At 61.0% G+C, this 15,428-nt stretch carries 15 protein-coding genes and 1 pseudogene; 7 read left to right on the top strand and 9 right to left on the bottom strand.

Annotated features, from left to right (window positions below):
• The first annotated feature begins 3 nt into the window (after positions 1-3).
• Both DL544_RS10415 and DL544_RS21840 read left to right on the top strand, forming a co-directional pair.
• Positions 4-393 (top strand): TonB-dependent receptor, encoded by a 390-nt coding sequence (locus DL544_RS10415; RefSeq protein WP_005995736.1) that lies wholly within the window; start codon positions 4-6, stop codon positions 391-393.
• A 337-nt stretch (positions 394-730) separates the two neighbouring features.
• Positions 731-1,249, top strand: coding sequence for a DUF4198 domain-containing protein (locus DL544_RS21840; protein ID WP_255313113.1), 519 nt, complete (start codon positions 731-733; stop codon positions 1,247-1,249).
• 104 nt (positions 1,250-1,353) lie between these two features.
• Here the strand turns inward: DL544_RS21840 and DL544_RS21835 are convergent.
• The 6 genes and pseudogenes from DL544_RS21835 to DL544_RS10390 all read right to left on the bottom strand — a co-directional run bounded on the left by DL544_RS21835 (position 1,354) and on the right by DL544_RS10390 (position 7,770).
• Positions 1,354-2,162: pseudogene (locus DL544_RS21835) on the bottom strand (efflux RND transporter permease subunit).
• Positions 2,135-2,554 carry an efflux RND transporter permease subunit gene (locus tag DL544_RS21830; protein WP_255313112.1) on the bottom strand — a complete coding sequence of 140 codons (420 nt, stop codon included), beginning with the start codon at positions 2,552-2,554 and terminating at the stop codon, positions 2,135-2,137. The pseudogene DL544_RS21835 and the gene DL544_RS21830 overlap by 28 nt, the downstream one beginning before the upstream one ends.
• Positions 2,524-4,491 carry a CusA/CzcA family heavy metal efflux RND transporter gene (locus DL544_RS21825; RefSeq protein ID WP_255313111.1) on the bottom strand — a complete coding sequence of 656 codons (1,968 nt, stop codon included), beginning with the start codon at positions 4,489-4,491 and terminating at the stop codon, positions 2,524-2,526. Before DL544_RS21825 ends, DL544_RS21830 begins: the two co-directional genes overlap by 31 nt.
• Positions 4,488-5,834, bottom strand: a complete 1,347-nt coding sequence (locus tag DL544_RS10400) for an efflux RND transporter periplasmic adaptor subunit (RefSeq protein ID WP_187756564.1) — start codon at positions 5,832-5,834, stop codon at positions 4,488-4,490. Before DL544_RS10400 ends, DL544_RS21825 begins: the two co-directional genes overlap by 4 nt.
• 162 nt (positions 5,835-5,996) lie before the next feature.
• Entirely contained in the window at positions 5,997-7,301 is a 1,305-nt protein-coding gene (locus DL544_RS10395; RefSeq protein WP_170935783.1) for a TolC family protein, read from the bottom strand.
• 73 nt (positions 7,302-7,374) lie between these two features.
• Positions 7,375-7,770 (bottom strand): hypothetical protein, encoded by a 396-nt coding sequence (locus DL544_RS10390; RefSeq protein WP_005413404.1) that lies wholly within the window; start codon positions 7,768-7,770, stop codon positions 7,375-7,377.
• Between the two features lie 694 nt (positions 7,771-8,464).
• Here DL544_RS10390 and DL544_RS10380 point away from each other — a divergent pair.
• From DL544_RS10380 to DL544_RS22405, 5 genes are all read left to right on the top strand, one after another.
• On the top strand, positions 8,465-8,758 hold the full coding sequence (locus DL544_RS10380) for a BPSL0761 family protein (protein ID WP_223224794.1): 294 nt from the start codon (positions 8,465-8,467) through the stop codon (positions 8,756-8,758).
• Positions 8,759-8,760: 2 nt separating this feature from the next.
• A complete protein-coding gene (locus DL544_RS10375) occupies positions 8,761-9,702 on the top strand; it encodes an SseB family protein (protein ID WP_049401588.1) in 942 nt (313 codons plus the stop codon).
• A 172-nt stretch (positions 9,703-9,874) separates the two neighbouring features.
• On the top strand, positions 9,875-10,507 hold the full coding sequence (locus tag DL544_RS10370; protein ID WP_021201832.1) for a hypothetical protein: 633 nt from the start codon (positions 9,875-9,877) through the stop codon (positions 10,505-10,507).
• An 88-nt stretch (positions 10,508-10,595) separates the two neighbouring features.
• Positions 10,596-11,027, top strand: coding sequence for an NIF family HAD-type phosphatase (locus DL544_RS10365; protein ID WP_031269101.1), 432 nt, complete (start codon positions 10,596-10,598; stop codon positions 11,025-11,027).
• Positions 11,028-12,607: 1,580 nt separating this feature from the next.
• Positions 12,608-12,754: a protein-tyrosine phosphatase family protein gene (locus DL544_RS22405; protein WP_414608417.1), complete on the top strand. Its 147-nt coding sequence runs from the start codon at positions 12,608-12,610 to the stop codon at positions 12,752-12,754.
• A gap of 314 nt (positions 12,755-13,068) precedes the next feature.
• On the opposite strand, the gene DL544_RS10355 is transcribed toward DL544_RS22405, so the two are convergent.
• The 3 genes from DL544_RS10355 to DL544_RS10350 all read right to left on the bottom strand — a co-directional run bounded on the left by DL544_RS10355 (position 13,069) and on the right by DL544_RS10350 (position 15,208).
• Positions 13,069-13,743 carry a helix-turn-helix domain-containing protein gene (locus tag DL544_RS10355; protein ID WP_005413401.1) on the bottom strand — a complete coding sequence of 225 codons (675 nt, stop codon included), beginning with the start codon at positions 13,741-13,743 and terminating at the stop codon, positions 13,069-13,071.
• A 240-nt stretch (positions 13,744-13,983) separates the two neighbouring features.
• Complete coding sequence (locus tag DL544_RS22400) at positions 13,984-14,511, bottom strand: DUF6988 family protein (protein ID WP_395760189.1); 528 nt, start codon at positions 14,509-14,511, stop codon at positions 13,984-13,986.
• Positions 14,512-14,947: 436 nt separating this feature from the next.
• Positions 14,948-15,208 (bottom strand): hypothetical protein, encoded by a 261-nt coding sequence (locus DL544_RS10350; protein WP_049401600.1) that lies wholly within the window; start codon positions 15,206-15,208, stop codon positions 14,948-14,950.
• Positions 15,209-15,428: the final 220 nt, after the last annotated feature.

The following is a 15,428-nucleotide window of genomic DNA, read 5'->3' as shown; positions in this document are numbered from 1 at the left end:
GGGTTGGGGGCGCTCACGCCCGGGGCCACCACCATTGAGTACGCCGGCAAGATCACCAGCGGCTTGGGTAGCTACACCCAGTGGCGTGGCTTGGGCTCACTGCGTATGGGCAAGAACCGTTGGACCGGCGTCTATTCGGCGCAGTACATCGGCAGCGCGGACGACATCATCGCCGTGCCCGACACGATCGGCTCGCATGTGTCCAGCGTGGTGTACCACAGCCTGCAACTGAGCTACGGCATCAAGAAGAAGTGGGATATCTCCGCCGGCGTTGAAAAAGTGCTCGATAAGAAGGCGCCGTTCGTGAAGAACAACCCCAACACCGACACCGACACCATGACGTACGACTTGCTGGGTCGTCGCTGGAATGTCCGCTTTGGTTACCACTGGTAAGCCACGATCACGAGGAGCTACACATCATGAGAAACACGCAACTATCCGCCACACTACTGCTGTTCGCTGTGGCCGGCAGTGCCGGTGCGCACGACCTGTTTGTCGCTTTCTCCAAGCCTGGCACCGCAGCGGGCGAGGCGAACACAGCGTTGGTGAACAATGGCACCTTCGATGAAAGTGCAGGTGCAGTCACCCGAGCGCGTCTACAGGACGTTTCGCTGAGTCAGGGCGGCGCTAAGGCTGCACCGGACTTGGCCAGTTGGAAAGAGGTCGGCAAGCAGAGCCAGCTCACCGTGCATCCGGCGGGCGAGGGCACCTATCTGCTGGGGTCTCGACGATGGCCTCCACCAGCACGCGTACGGCCAGCGAGTTCGGCAAGTACCTGGAGTTGGAAGACTTGCCCGATACCCTGGCCACCTATGATGCGAGCAAGTTTCCCAAAGGGGTCACCTATAGCTATACCAAGCATGCTCGTACCATTGGACAGGTGGGCACAAAACTGACCGACGATTTCGCTGCCTCGCTGGGCTATCCGCTGGAGATCCGCTTGGCCCGCAATCCTGGAAGCGTGAAGGTCGGCGAACAGCTGTCGTTCCAGGTGCTGCAGCAGGGCACGCCAGTGCCCAACCTACGCGTGTACGTCGGTCATCGTGCTGACGCACCGGTCAAGGGTGGGCACGGTAGCGCTACGCTCCTGCGCACCGATGCCCAAGGCCAAGCCAGTTTCCAGGTGACCACCGCCAAGACCTGGTACATCCACACCAATCACATTGTGCCCTCTACACAAAAGGGTTTGGATTTTGTGTCGGATCGGGCGTCGCTGAGCTTTGAGATTTCCCCGCACGCCGGGCACTGATAAGTAAGCATGTAGGCGGTACTCTCCCCTTTGACGCCAGTCATGACTTCTTCCATGACTGGCGTCTTTTTGTGGGGACTTACCTCAAGTGCTCAGTCTGTCTCTCATTGGTCGCCCCGCGCCGCGCGCAATCCACGTCGCCGCACTAGATAGAACGCTGCGGGAATCACCACCATAGAGAGCACCGGTGCGGTGAGCATGCCACCCAGCATCGGCGCGGCGATACGTTGCATGACCTCCGAGCCGGCACCGGCACCGACGAAAAGCGGAAACAACCCGGCCAGGATGACGGCTACCGTCATCGCCTTCGGGCGCACCCGTTGCACGGCGCCTTCGTAGATAGCCTCTTGCAGGGTAGACACATCTTCCGGCGCACCGCTGGCCAAGCGCTGCTCCCAGGCATGACGCAGGTACAGCAGCATGATGACGCCGAACTCAGCCGCAACGCCGCCCAGGGCGATGAATCCGATCATGCTGGCCACCGAAATCGCATGGCCCAGCCCCAGATCAACCAGAAACCGCCCACCAACGCCAAGGGCAAGCTGAGCAGGATGATGGATACATCGCTAAGCCGGCGAAACACCATCCAGATGACCAGGAAGATGATCGCCAACGCCGCGGGCACCACCCATTGCAGGCGTGCCAAAGCCCGTTGCAGATACTCGTACTGCCCCGACCACGCCAGACCATAGCCGGCAGGCAAACTCACCTGGGTCTGCACCGCGGCTTGCAGGTCCTGGACCACCGATCCCAAGTCGCGATCGGCCACATCCACGTAGATGTAGCCCACCAACCGGCCGTTATCGCTCTTGAGCATCGGCGGGCCTGGGCTGATTGACAGCTCCGCCACCTGGCTCAAGGTCAGTTGCACACCGCCTGGCGCGATCAGCGGCAGATCCTGCAAGGCCTGCAACGAGTCACGCTGGCCACGGGGGTAGCGCAAGACGATGGGATAGCGTTCGCGCCCCTCGATCGTTTCCCGATTGGATCACCGCCAACGACCGTGGCAATCAGTTGCTGGAGTTGGCCTTGAGTGAATCCGTAACGTGCAGCGATTTCCGGGCGCACCTGTACATCGACATAGCGCCCACCCGTGACGCGTTCGGCCAGTGCCGAACTCACGCCGGGCACAGTCTTGGCCACCTGCTCGATCTGCTGGCTCAGGCGCTCGATCTGCTCCACATCGGGTCCGGAGACCTTGATCCCAATCGGGCTCTTGATGCCGGTGGCCAACATATCGATGCGATTGCGAATGGGCGGGACCCATAGGTTGGTCAGACCGGGAATCTTGACCGCTGCGTCCAACTCCTGGCGTAGCTTCTGGGGGTCATGCCCGGGCGCCATTGATCCCGCGGCTTGAAGGTCACGGTGGTCTCAAACATTTCGATCGGTGCCGGATCGGTCGCACTTTCGGCACGGCCCGCCTTGCCGAACACGTGCTCAACCTCCGGTACGGTCTTGATCATCCGGCCCGAGAGCTGGAGCAACTGACGGGCCTTGTCGGCGGACAGGCCGGGCAGGGCCGTGGGCATGTACAACAGGCTGCCTTCTTCCAAGGGCGGCATGAACTCACTGCCCAACCGGCTAAAGGGGATCAAGGTGAGCACTAGCAGCAGGCCGCTGAGCAGCAAGGTGACACCGGGATGTTTGAGGACCCACAGCAGGATGGGCCGATAGCCAGCGATCAGGATGCGATTGATGGGGTTCTGCTGTTCCGGGCGGATGCGGCCGCGGATCAGGTAGCCCATCAAGACGGGGATCAAGGTCACCGACAACCCTGCTGCGGCGGCCATCGCGTAGGTCTTGGTGTAGGCCAGAGGCGAGAACAATCGCCCTTCCTGCGCCTGCAGGGCAAAAACCGGCACGAAAGACAGGGTGATGACCAGCAAGCTGGCGAACAGGGCCGGTCCGACCTCGGCCGCCGAGCGGGCCATCAGCTGCCAGCGCTCCTCACCCTGAGGTTCCCGGCCGTGCGCCTCCCGCCAGTGCTCCAGATGCTTGTGTGCATTTTCGATCATCACCACCGCTGCATCGACCATCGCACCAATGGCGATGGCGATGCCGCCTAATGACAGCAAGTTGGCGGAGATCCCCTGGGCGTGCATCACGATGAAGGCCGCCAGGATACCCAAAGGCAGGGTGATGACGGCCACCAACGCCGAGCGTAGGTGCCACAGGAACAGCAGGCATACCAGCGCTACGACCAGAAACTCTTCGCCAAGCTTGTGGGTGAGGTTGCGTACCGCATCCTGGATCAGCTCGGAGCGGTCGTACACCGGCACCACTTCCACGCCCTCGGGCAAGCTGGATTGCAACGCCTGCAGTCGCGCTTTGACGTTCCGAATGGCCCCCAAGGCATCCTTGCCGGTCCGCAGGACGATCACGCCGCCGGCCACCTCACCTTGACCATCCAACTCTGCGATACCACGACGGAAGACCGGCCCGCGACTGATCGTGGCCACCTCGCCGAGCAGGACGGGGATGCCGTCGTTGCCGGTTACCGGCACCTGTTCGAACGCCTCCTGTGTGCGCAGGTAGCCTTCGCTGCGCACCATCAGTTCGGCTTCGCCTTGTTCGATCACCGAGCCCCCGGTAGCGCCGTTGGCCGCATCCACCGCCTCGATGAGCTCGGCCACCGTCAGTCCACGGGCCGCCAACGCCTGCGGATCGGGCTGGATCTGCCAGGCGCGCACCGCACCGCCCACACTGGCTACTTCAGCCACGTCCGGCACGGTTTTTAGCTCATAACGAAGAAACCAGTCCTGCAACGCACGCAGCTGCCCCACATCACGTTGACCTGTCCGATCCACCAAGGCGTACTGGTAGATCCAGCCCAGTCCTGTCGCATCAGGACCCAGCGCCGGATTCACATTCGGCGGAAGTCGATCGCGTACCTGGCTCAAGTACTCGAGCACTCGAGAGCGCGCCCAGTAAAGATCAGTGGCATCGTCAAACAGGATGTAGACGAATGAATCACCGAAGAAGGAGAAGCCGCGTACCGCCTTCACGCCCGGCACGGACAACATCGTGGTGGCCAACGGGTAGGTGACCTGGTCTTCGATGATGCGCGGGGTTTGCCCCGCCCATTGCGTGCGGATGATGACCTGGGTATCGGACAGGTCCGGCAGCGCATCCAGCGGCGTGTTCTTTACCGACCAGATACCGACCACCGCCAGCAGCGCGGCGGCAACCAGCACCAGCACGCGATTGGCGATGCAAGCATGGATCAGGCGCGCGATCATGGTGTGCCCTCCATCGCTTCGGACATGACCTCGCTTGCCTGGCAATCAGCGGCTGCGGCGGGGCCGAACTTGGGTACCAACTGCATATCCATGAACGGTGACTTGCCCGGCTTGTCGAAATGCTTCTCCGGCACCATCGGGTCATACCAGTACTGCACCGGGCAGCGCGGCGGCGTAGAGGTGGAGGTGTCTGGCGCGACAGGCGCCGGCTGTCTGGACGGTGACGGCACGACAGTGCGTGGTTCGTGCCCGGCGTCATGGCGCTCGTGCACACCTGATGCGCTGGCAGGGCGTGTCGGTTGTGCAGCACCCAGGCGCTCCAACGCACCGGAGAGACTGGCTTCGGAGTCGAGCAAGAACTGACCCGAGACGACCACGCGTTCACCACCGGCCAAGCCTGCCACGATCTGCGTGCGCCCTTGCACGCTACGTCCCACACTCACCCGCACTGGCCGGAAGCTCCCGTCCGGATCCTGCACGATGACCCGGCTGTCCCGCCCGGTGGCGATCAGCGCCTCCGTGGGAACGACTGGCAGGGCCTGCTCGGCGTCGGGCTGCACCAGAACCTCGGCGAACATGCCCGGCACCAGCCGACGCTGCGGGTTGCGCAGCACAATTCGCGCCCGCTGCGTGCGACTAGCCATGTCGACCTGGGGAAGCAACGCCTGGATCTGTCCGGCAAAGCGCTCTGCCGGCCAGGCACTGACCGTGGCCTGCACTGAGGTCCCCGGCCGCAAGGTGCCCAGCGCTGCCTGGGGTACCGAGGCCTCCAGCCACAACGTGTCCAGCCCATTGATCTTGAACAGTGGCGTACCGGGCATCACCGTCTGTCCCTCGCGTGCCAGGATCTCGGTCACGACACCACTGTGGTCTGCGCTAAGCACGACGCCACTTCTGGCCGAGGCGCCAGAAGGAACACCCAACGAACGCAACCGTTGTTGCGCCGCACCCTGCAGCTCACGCGCGCCCGCGGACTGAGCTTGGCTCAGGGCATGTGCTTCGGCGATGGCCGCGTTCCATGCCGGGGCCTGCACGGTGGCCAGCGTTTGACCACGACGAACCTCGGTAAACGGCGCCTTTACCTGCACGTGGGTGATCAAGCCTTCCATGCGCGCACTGATCACGCTTTCCTGGGTCAGATCCCACGTCAGTGTGCCCGGCACGCGTACGGCAGTCCCTAGTAACTCTACCGTCACTTCCTGAGTGCGTATGCCCACGTTCTGCTGCAGGCGCGGATCGATCTGCGTTCCGCCCCCTATGGCCTCATCTGCGTATTTGGGCAGCAACTCCATATCCATGAACGGAGATTTGCCCGGCTTGTCGAATCGCTGCTCCGGCGCCATGGGTCGTACCAGTACAGCACCTTGCGTGCTTGATCTGCGACGCTCGTGCCGGGGGCGGGGTGGTATCAGAGGTTCGAGTCATCCAGGCGTAGCCGCCGGCAAAGCCGAGCGCCAGCAACCCGAGGGCCACGGCGAGCTGTGTGAGACGCGTCTTGGTCGGGCTCATGGCGTGTTCTCCTCATGGGGTAGCAGATAGGCCAGTGCCGCCCAGGCACGGCCCTGTTCGCCCAGCAGACGGGCGTTCTCCAGGTGCAATTCGATCTCATCGCGCCGCGCTTCCAGCCACGGCTGCAGGTCGGCACCGGCGCCGTAGGCGGCCAACGCCGTGCGTGCACGATCGCGCGCCAAAGGCAGGCTCTGCGTGTTCTGGCGCTCCAACTGGCCGGTTAACCCGCGCCATCGCGCTATCGCGCGTTGCACCGACTCGGCTTGGATGCGCCGGGCCTCATCGCGCTCTGCGGACACCGCCTCCAGCTCGGCCCGCCGTGCCGCGATGCCTCGTGCTTGGCGGTTCTTCTGGAACAGCGGCAGGCCCACACCCACTTCCACCATGAGCATGTCGCTGCGCGCCATGCCGTCGGGTGCGCGCTCGCGACGTCCGTAGGTGAGCTCCACACTCCAATCCGGGCGGGTTTCGGCCACGGCCGCATCCACCTGGGCCTGGGCTAAGCTCTCGCGTGCCTCCCAGCCCAGTAGTGGCGTGTGTTGGTCCAGTTTGGCCAGCAGTTGGGTGGGCTCCAATGGCAACTGCGAAAAATCCGGTGCCGCACCACTGGCCAAGATCGCCTCTGGTGCAATACCCAACCACCGCGCCAGGCCGGCCTGCGCGGCGGCGTGCTCCGCATGTACCTGCTCCAGGCGATTGTCCAACTGCAGTAGGGCGGCCTGGGCGGCAAGCACATCACTGGCCCCGGCCGTGCCGCCTGCCAAGCGAGCACGCGCCGCACGCTCGGCTATACGGGCCGGCTCGCGCAGACCTTCCAACGCATCTACGGCTTGCTGCGTACTCCACAGCTCGATCCAGGCCAGCGCGGCCGCTTGGGCCACCATCTGCTGTTCGGCCATCGACAGTGAGCGCGCTTGCGCCAGCGTCGCTTGCGCCAACGCGTGCTCGGCACGTCGTTTCGCACGCGCAGGAAACTCCTGCATCAGACCGATTTGCTGGGTGGTCATCTCATCGGCCCGCAAGCTGAAGGCATCGGGTCCGCTGACGGGCCAGTTCGCCAGCCCCACGATCAAACGTGGGTCGGGAAGCGCGCCAGCACGCGCGGCTTCTTCGGTACTGGCATCGATCTGCGATCGGCGCACCTGCAGGGTTGGGGCGTTAGCAAGCGCCCGTTGTAGGGCTTCTGTGTAGCTGATCGGGATAGCGGGCGATGCCGCCAGCACAGGACCACTGAGCGCCAGGGCAAACACGAACCCACACGCCATCTTGCGCCTTGCACGCAAGAAGAAAGACATCTCCATAAGACCTCCGGGAAACGACAACGAGCGCGCTGCAACGCATGCAGCACGAGCACGGGTCAATCCAGGAGGGGGCTTAAATCAGCAGGCTACAGAAGCGCTGCAGGGGAGGCGGATCGGACACGCACACCGGAACATCCCGATACAACTGCGCGTGTACCGGTGGCAACAGAGCCTGCACCAGCGCGAAGGCGGCCAGCGCGGGCTGGTAAGGCACTTGAGGGGCCTTCGCATCGGCCGTGGCGATGTGATCGCGCTGGCAATGCTGGTCGCACAACGCCGGAGCATCGGGATCCGGCGTGGACATCTCTTCGCAACCGACCATCAGGGTCGCTTGTCCAGCTTCCACCGATTCCAGCGGACAGGCGTAAGCCACCAGCGCGAGTTGCTGCAGCAGCAGCGCCCACAGTCCCAGCCATGCCAGTCGGGCACGAGAACGGGGTCGCCGCCATCGCCTCAGCAGCCTCACCATGACAGCTCCCGCACGCCCGAAGCAGCGCCTGCGGACGCTGGGCAGATCAGGGCAGGGGACGTGCGAGCTCTCATGATGGCCAGTCTAGCCCTCTTGGGGCCGACTGTCATTGATCAGGATCAAGCCCTCGCGCGGACTCAGCGGTGGCATCCGCCGCAGCAGGAGGATGCGACGGCCGGGGCGGCCGGCGTACCAGCCTCAGAAGGGAGCACCGCAGCGATCACATAGCCTTGCCGCTGGATAGCCTCAACCGCCTGTTCTACGGCAAGCAGGCCCTCGATCTTGACCACGCCACTGCCCAGATCGACGTCCACCTGGGCGTGGGGTCAAGGGCCTGAATGGCTTGGGTGACCGTTCGGACACAGTGACCACAGGTCATACCTTCAACAACGAGATTCATGGACAACCCTCCAAAAGCATCGGCGGTTTGCCGACGGCGTGACGATGAGCCTTCCCACGGTGGGAAGGTCAAACGACAGGCAAGTTGAGTGGTAATCCGTCCCGCGTTGTTGACCTTCCCATCATGGGAAGGCTCAGGCTACCTGCTCGTTCCTATTGGCCCTCACTCCATGGACATAACGCTCACTTATGCGAATTAAGTTATTGATTATATTACATTAATACAGGAATCGCAAGGTCTGTAGTTGCACCGTGCCCTGGCCGGCCACAAACGCGATAAGCTAAGCATTCCTTAGTGCTAGTCATTCTTGATGTCATGACGATGCCATCTGAGCGCACCCGCAATGTGCTGCAGGCGGGCGCGTTCCTCAGGCAGCTAGCGGCCAGCCAAGCCGTGCCTAAAGAGGTGCGGCAAGAGGCATATCGACTGCTGCGGCACTATCCAACCGTCAGCGACATCGAGGCGATTGCTGAGCACGAAGAGCGGCTGCGAGCGCTGACCCAGTCGGCCTTCGTACGACCCTACCTGAGCAGCGAGATCGAGGCGGATTGGTTCTCCGGGTACCCGCTCGGCCCTCATCGCATCTGACCATGAAGCAACCGAGCAGGCCGCGTGGAAGAGGGACTACGTCTGCGGAGACAGCGCTGGAGGCTTCCTTTGAACGGGCCCGCGACAGTGCGGCCGAGGAACGCGCATTCTTCAAGCGACTGATGGATGCGATCGTGTACGTGCATGCGCCCATCTCGGACGACGCGCAGACACTGCGGCTGGTCCAGTTCCGCCATCCTGACGGTTTCGATGCGATCCCTTTCTTTACCTCGCTCGACAAGGCGCAGGCGGCCAGCTCGTCTGCTGTCAGAATTCTGGGAGTTTCAGGCCGTGAGCTGCTAACCGGTACTCGCGGCGCGACGTTGATGCTCAATCCCAACTACGGCGGCGTTGTCCTGTACCCGGAAGAGGTTGCGACATTGTTGGATACGGGCTTTCTGGCCAGGGTGGAACGTCTGGCGCCGGCGGAGTTCGCGGTGAGACCTGCCCAGGCCGCGCCGGCTTGGCTCGCTCCGGCCATCAGCGGCAGCCTTGAGCACGCCGACTTCGTCTCGTCGGCCTATCTCCTGGAAACTCACTCGTCAGGGGGCGTCGAACAGCCTCCCGGTCTGTTGATCTGGCTGGTGGTGGACCTGGCTTTCGCCGAGCGGGCGGCTCGTCTGGTGACCACCGCCATACAGCCCTTATGCTCAGATTTGGACGTCATCATCGACTTGGCGGTCCACGACGTATCGCTGCCTTTGCCGGCGGGCTTGGATGATCCCCAGATCCTGCCCATATTTTTTCACGAGAATCAAGCCAACTTGAGCACAGCTCATCGGCCTATGAGCCCTGAAGATAAGCTACTAGCACTCCTTCCGGGATTGACCGAGGAAGAGAAGGAACGGCGGACCCGCGAGGGTATGGCCGACGTCGACGCTGGACGTACGATCCCGCACGAGGAACTACTGCAATGGATCAGGCGACGGTCAGAGCCTTCTTGAAGGTTTCCGTTGGGTCAGGAGCGTGGAAACTCTTGAATCCAATATTCAAGAAGGGCACGCGTGCCTGAGCAGTACTCCAGGAATGCCTGTGTCACGCGGCTTCTGGTTCAATCAAGCCTAGGTCTGTAATCCACGAACTGCCTGACGTCGAGGGGTGTTTCCTCGTTGAATCATGGTGTTAGAGACGATTCGGCTGTTTTTCTCACGAATCCCTGCCGACCTTCTTGAAAAACTGAACCAGACCTACCCAAACGCTTCCGTAAGGCAGGTGGTGAGAGGGCAGGTTAAGCACATCAGGGATAGCAATCCCAAGGAGATAGAAGCGCTACGACAGGAGGCCAACGATCAACTTCCTACTATCGCCGAGCTAAAGAGGGTCAGTGCGGTTGATCCAGAGTTCCGGATGGAAAACAGCTTCTTTGGGCCCAAGCCAGTCATCACCGCCCGCATCATCAACCGCTCAACACTGCCATTGAGCGAAGCGAGCTGGAATGCGGCGCTGTACATCAATGGCGATGTACAGCCTGTAGCCACGTCGAAGGTGCGCAGCGATTTCCGTTCCATCGAAGGCCTCAAGCCCGAACACCATGTTACGGCTCGATTCACTGTCGGATTCGTCAAGGGCGATAAGGCCTGGACCACCTTGGCGATTCGTCAAGCTACATCCACACGCGTCGAGCTGGAGATGATCCCTGAGACAGCAATGGACTTTACGGACAAAGCCTATCTAAGTGCCGATCTTCAGAAGCGCATTGATTTCCTTGAGAACCAACTCAAGCAAGCGAGCGAGTTCGAAGATGTCTGATGCTACCAAGCCCCGCCGGCGGATCACCCTCCGGCGGGGCTTGGTAGCGGTACCGACGTTCACCCCCGCCAAAGAGGACCATTACACAATGCGCCCCTCCATCCTCGCCTTGGACTTAGAAGGAACGCTGATTTCCAACGCTGTAAGCCAGATCCCGCGCCCGGGCCTCTACGAATTTCTGGAGTCGGCAAAGTCGCTCTTTGAGGGTCTAGTCATCTTCACCACAGTTCCGGAGCCTAGATTTCGCGAGATTGCCGACCTATTGGCTTGCGAAGGAGCGGCCCCGGGTTGGTTTGCCCGCTTGCCATACATAGACTGGACTGGGCCGACGAAGGATCTTGCCAACGTTTCCCAGCCCATCGGCTCTGCATGGCTACTAGATGATTACGCCCCCTATGTACAACCGGGACAGGAACATTGCTGGGTCCCGGTTCAACTGTTTTGTTCTCCTTACCCCGAGGACGACGCGGGACTGGACGATGCCATCGAGGCAATCCGTAAGCGACTGAACGAGTACTAGAGGGCCATCTCTTGGCCAGCGTCCAATGGGCCACAGGCTCGCCGGTCAACCAAGGTCCAGCGCTTCGTTGGAGAACCGTCGATATAGACCTGGGGGGGCGTTTACCGCGATAGAGTCCTGAGCCCCCTCAAACCATCTCATGGACCCGTGGCAGCTGGTCGGTCTACTCAGACTAGAAGCTAAAGCTGCCAACTGCCGCTAGGTTCCAGCCAGTACGCCATGCCCAGCGGCAGGAAAGTCTCCATTGCAACGTCCAGGATCAACGGCTGACGCCAACCCTGACCAGGCAAGAAGCAAAAATCCTTCCGGGCGAGGGTTCCAGCTTGCTCGCGTCCAGCTAACCAGATGCATCTGCGTTTTATCTCGCGATCAAGTGCTCGCCTCGCGGCATGCTCATCCAAACCGCTTTGTATGAACTCCGAGGCAGAATTTCGCATGCTCGCCCACAGCACGTAGCGCTTACGCCCCAAGCTGAGCGCATTCCATTCAGGCGATCCAATCGACTGAAGCCCGTCGCCTAGCTTCGGGTCCAACCGATGCTTCCGCAGAAGGTTTGCCAAGTACGCTCGAGCTTCGGTGGATGCCAGTGAAATTCCGAGATTCCGCCTCGCACTGGGCGTGCACTCAGCCGCCCACTGGGTGAGCGACCGGGTCAATGCCGACTCAAGGTTCAAGTCACTGCGAGACCACGGAGATTTGTAGGACCAAGCCAGGGGCTCATACAGAGATCTTGCGGCAAGCCGAGAACATTCGACTGGTTCGCGATGGAGGACGCGCAGCGTCGCAAGCGTGTCAAGTGCCTGCGAGGCCAACCCCTCAGCAGCTACCGGCGAACTAGCCGTTCTTGAGCGCTCTAGCGCGCACCACGCGCACGCAAGAAAGGGACCTATTGAACGAACGAAATTGTCCAGTTCTGGCCAGGGCGCGATGAGGGTCGGTTGGCTAACGACATAGGCCACACAGCCCTCAAATCGCGATACTAGTTGTCAGGATATCAACCTGCCCACAGACTGTCTATCTGACTTTCCGATATTGACCCTTAGGTGTTCTCTCCAGTTCAACGATATCTGAACATCCGATATCCTAGCCGTGCAGCGAATGAGCGGGGAGCGCCCCGGCGCACGACGCAGAACGTTACCGCATGTTGGGAGAGCCGAAATGATGCGCACCAGCGCTAGCCACCCGTTACTGATTGCAGAGTTGCCTGTTGGAGCCCATGGAGGCGGCATAGGGGTGACATTTGCGCCAGGCAAGTACCAGGAAGTCGCCATGACTGGAGCATGGGCGAGAGACCTAGATGTGGACGTCTCGGCTATTCAGGACTGGGGTGCCACTCACCTAGTCACCTTGCTTGAGCCTTGGGAGCTCAAGGACCTTCGAATCGAGAGCTTACCGGCGATAGTGGCGGGGAAGGGCATCTCTTGGCATGGACTGCCAATCACTGATGGAGCCGCACCAGACGACAGACTCCTCAAAGATTGGCTACAGCTAAGTGCTGAGCTCGTCGCTGACATGCTGAGCGGTCAAAGGATCGTGGTCCACTGCAAGGGGGGTTGGGACGCGCGGGAACGGTCGCTGCCATGCTTTTGCTGCAGTCTGGCGAGGCCAAGCGGGCATCGGATGCCATCCACATGGTGCGGCATGCCAGGCCAGGCGCAATCGAAACGATTGCTCAAGAGGAGTTCCTAGAGTACTGGGCGCAGAGCCTTCACCCGGGCGGAGCTTGACCACTCAGGTGCGCAGTCAGGAACTCAAGGACGAGTTGCCTGTGGATCCAGAACTCGAGGGCTTCTTAGGTCTGGATCCAGAAATCGACGGCGTCTCCATAGTGGATCTTCGCGAGGGTTCAGGGCACATCAAAAATTCGCTGCCTCGAAAGCTAAGAACCTTGCTGTCGCACGAATCAGGGTCTTGTGCTGGGGCCGGACCAGCGCTATCGCTGACTAAGGCAGGGCAACCTCCAGGGACTGTACTGCGACGGCGCGATCAATAGACATCTGTCAGATGTATCGCCACCACTATCGATCTAATGAATGCTGACTCAGCCGATGCGTGCTGCCTTAGGAGTTACGATCTGACTGCACTCGTGGCCGAGGCGAAACGCCACGACGTACAGGACCGTGGCATCCATCGGCATACCTGAGCCCATCCGAATGACGACCTTACGCTGACCGTGCGACAGTGATACTCCCAGTTCCCGCAGGACCTCAATGCGCTGCTGCAGCCCGTCGTAGATGTCTAGCTTGTCGACTTCTGAATACAGGTCTTGGCAGTCGCGATACTCACGGTAGTAGTCGACCAGTGCAGCAAACTCGCTCGCCGCCTCGCGCGACAGCTCGAAAGCCGGTTCGGACAGATCCATGTCGCACGAAACGATCAGGCTGGCCAGCTCGCGCCCAGCAGCAAGCGGGGACACCGCCAGGGTGATGTAGTCGCGCTCAAACTGCGCTTGCGCCGCCTGCAGTTCCTCGTCTGTCGGCAGCGAGAAAGGCTTGTTGAGTGCATCGATGTCATTGAAATCGAAGGCGCGCGCCAGTGCGCGACGGGTGTCGAAACTGGCCGAGTCACCCTGCTCAACCCGCTGAACTGTTCGCACGTTCAGGCCCGAGATCTCGGCCAATTGTTCTTGCGACCAATGACGCAACTGGCGGAACTGGCGAATGCAGGCGCCAACCTCAGCAGCGGTAAGCAGGCGAGGCGGGGTCTTGGTGGTCATAGAAGATAACTCCGGAGGGGTAGGGAGCCCAGATTAGGAGGGTGCCGAACTTGGAAACATGACAGTCGCCCGACAGGCCCCCGACACAGATCAACTGCCAGGACTTGCCCCAACGAGAAATCCGGGCAACTGCTTATGCGCCCGTGATGTTCTCCCCGTGCCCCCAGAGGGGGCGAGGCCCAACTGCCTAGTCACTCACCACAGACCCCACCCTAGACGCGCAGGCGATCCGGGACAGCTCTATGGCGAGGGCTGATGGGGGGTCAATGGCTCCAACTCTGGCAAAACACCCCCAAATTGATGATGCAGTGCATTCATCCATGCCAGAACTGGTTCGCCTGGCCACAGGTGCGCCAGATTCAGAAGGGTTAGCATGGCAAGCGCATTGCTGTTCATGGCCACCCCCGCCAGAAGCGCGCCCGGGTAGCCATTTAACTGCCTTGCCAAGGGGTGAATCCCGGCATGGAGATAGGAGTTCAAGCCGACATAAAGGCATTGTCTGGCTCTGCCCAACAACTGTGATGCTCCTCGGGGCCCAGAGGACTCAAGCTTTACGAGCATGTCCTGAACGCCAGGGAGCCTCTTTGCCGCTTGCTGACTCTCCAGAGTCAGGGGCGCAAGAAGCTTCTCGATGTCGGTGTCGGTAGCTGCATAACATGCCCAGGTTGCACGCACGAGGGCCTCATACTGGGGCCGGACCAGCGAGATTGCTGACTGGGGCAGAGTAGCGATCAGGGACTGTACTGCCACGGCGTGATCAAGGGACATCTGGCAAAGTGCCGCCACCGCCGTCGATCTTCGGTCACGTCCATGCTCTATCTCCATCCAAGCGGCTCGAATTTCACCCAAGAGCTCTAAGGAGCCCTCCAGCACAGACGCCCGATCCTGGTCAGCCGATTGAGGCACAAGTCATCCTAGAATCGTGATCTGCAGGCAAGAGTAACGGCTCGTCCATCGGGCAAAGCCCTCAGTTGGCCGGCTGGGCTGCAGCATCTGTTAGCCGGTAATCTCTGCATTGCATCATCCGTGCATCAGCAATTTCTGCGTTGCGTCAGTCGCAAGTCAAATTTTTCTGCAATGGACCGTCTTGCACTGAAATTTTATTCCTCAAAAGCTGAAATCTCTGCAATGGCACCCTAAGAATGTCTGCGATGAACAGCGTTCTGGTCCGCGCGCGATTGCTTCCTATATTGCAACCATACGCTCAGCCAGCCAACCGCCGGGATCCATGATCGCGCGAGCGGACGATCCCGGTCGCAAATGGCTGGCTGCCGTCACTCTCGTGGCTTTGAGCGATCAAGGGGAGCAGTCTGGCCCACGTGTCGAACAGAAGCCTTGGATCTTGGTGGATCAGAAGCGAAACCCGCAGCGCATCTTCCATCGCCTTGAGGTAGCCGCGGCGTATCTCAAGTGCGTTCTCGCAAGCATTGGGGCGACCAAGAATTTGTGTGATCGCGGAGGCCATAGCAGTCTGGACAGGAGGGGAGGGGAAGGCGATAGTCTGCAAACGTCTAGACGATCCCGCAATGAGCATCCTCAACGTTCTCCTCACTCGTGACCACCTCGTCGTCGCAGCGGATACCCTGGCAGAGGATGCTCTCACAGGGGCGTATTCCGCGGGGCAAAGCTGCTGCTGATCCCTCAGCACAACGTAGTGCTTGCTGCGCGCGGGTCTACGCAATTCT

It is taken from the genome of Stenotrophomonas sp. pho (assembly GCF_006228405.1).
Taxonomy (GTDB): Bacteria; Pseudomonadota; Gammaproteobacteria; order Xanthomonadales; family Xanthomonadaceae; genus Stenotrophomonas; species Stenotrophomonas sepilia.
This window is presented reverse-complemented; position numbering and strand designations above follow the sequence as displayed.

Coding starts and splice junctions, on each gene's coding strand:
- DL544_RS21840 (WP_255313113.1), top strand. CDS start 731: ATGGCCTCCACCAGCACGCGTACGGCCAGCGAGTTCGGCAAGTACCTG.
- DL544_RS10400 (WP_187756564.1), bottom strand. CDS start 5,834: ATGGCGCCGGAGCAGCGATTCGACAAGCCGGGCAAATCTCCGTTCATG.
- DL544_RS10395 (WP_170935783.1), bottom strand. CDS start 7,301: ATGGAGATGTCTTTCTTCTTGCGTGCAAGGCGCAAGATGGCGTGTGGG.
- DL544_RS10355 (WP_005413401.1), bottom strand. CDS start 13,743: ATGACCACCAAGACCCCGCCTCGCCTGCTTACCGCTGCTGAGGTTGGC.
- DL544_RS10365 (WP_031269101.1), top strand. CDS start 10,596: ATGCGCCCCTCCATCCTCGCCTTGGACTTAGAAGGAACGCTGATTTCC.
- DL544_RS10390 (WP_005413404.1), bottom strand. CDS start 7,770: ATGGTGAGGCTGCTGAGGCGATGGCGGCGACCCCGTTCTCGTGCCCGA.
- DL544_RS21825 (WP_255313111.1), bottom strand. CDS start 4,491: ATGATCGCGCGCCTGATCCATGCTTGCATCGCCAATCGCGTGCTGGTG.
- DL544_RS10370 (WP_021201832.1), top strand. CDS start 9,875: ATGGTGTTAGAGACGATTCGGCTGTTTTTCTCACGAATCCCTGCCGAC.
- DL544_RS22400 (WP_395760189.1), bottom strand. CDS start 14,511: ATGTCCCTTGATCACGCCGTGGCAGTACAGTCCCTGATCGCTACTCTG.
- DL544_RS22405 (WP_414608417.1), top strand. CDS start 12,608: ATGCTTTTGCTGCAGTCTGGCGAGGCCAAGCGGGCATCGGATGCCATC.
- DL544_RS10350 (WP_049401600.1), bottom strand. CDS start 15,208: ATGGCCTCCGCGATCACACAAATTCTTGGTCGCCCCAATGCTTGCGAG.
- DL544_RS10375 (WP_049401588.1), top strand. CDS start 8,761: ATGAAGCAACCGAGCAGGCCGCGTGGAAGAGGGACTACGTCTGCGGAG.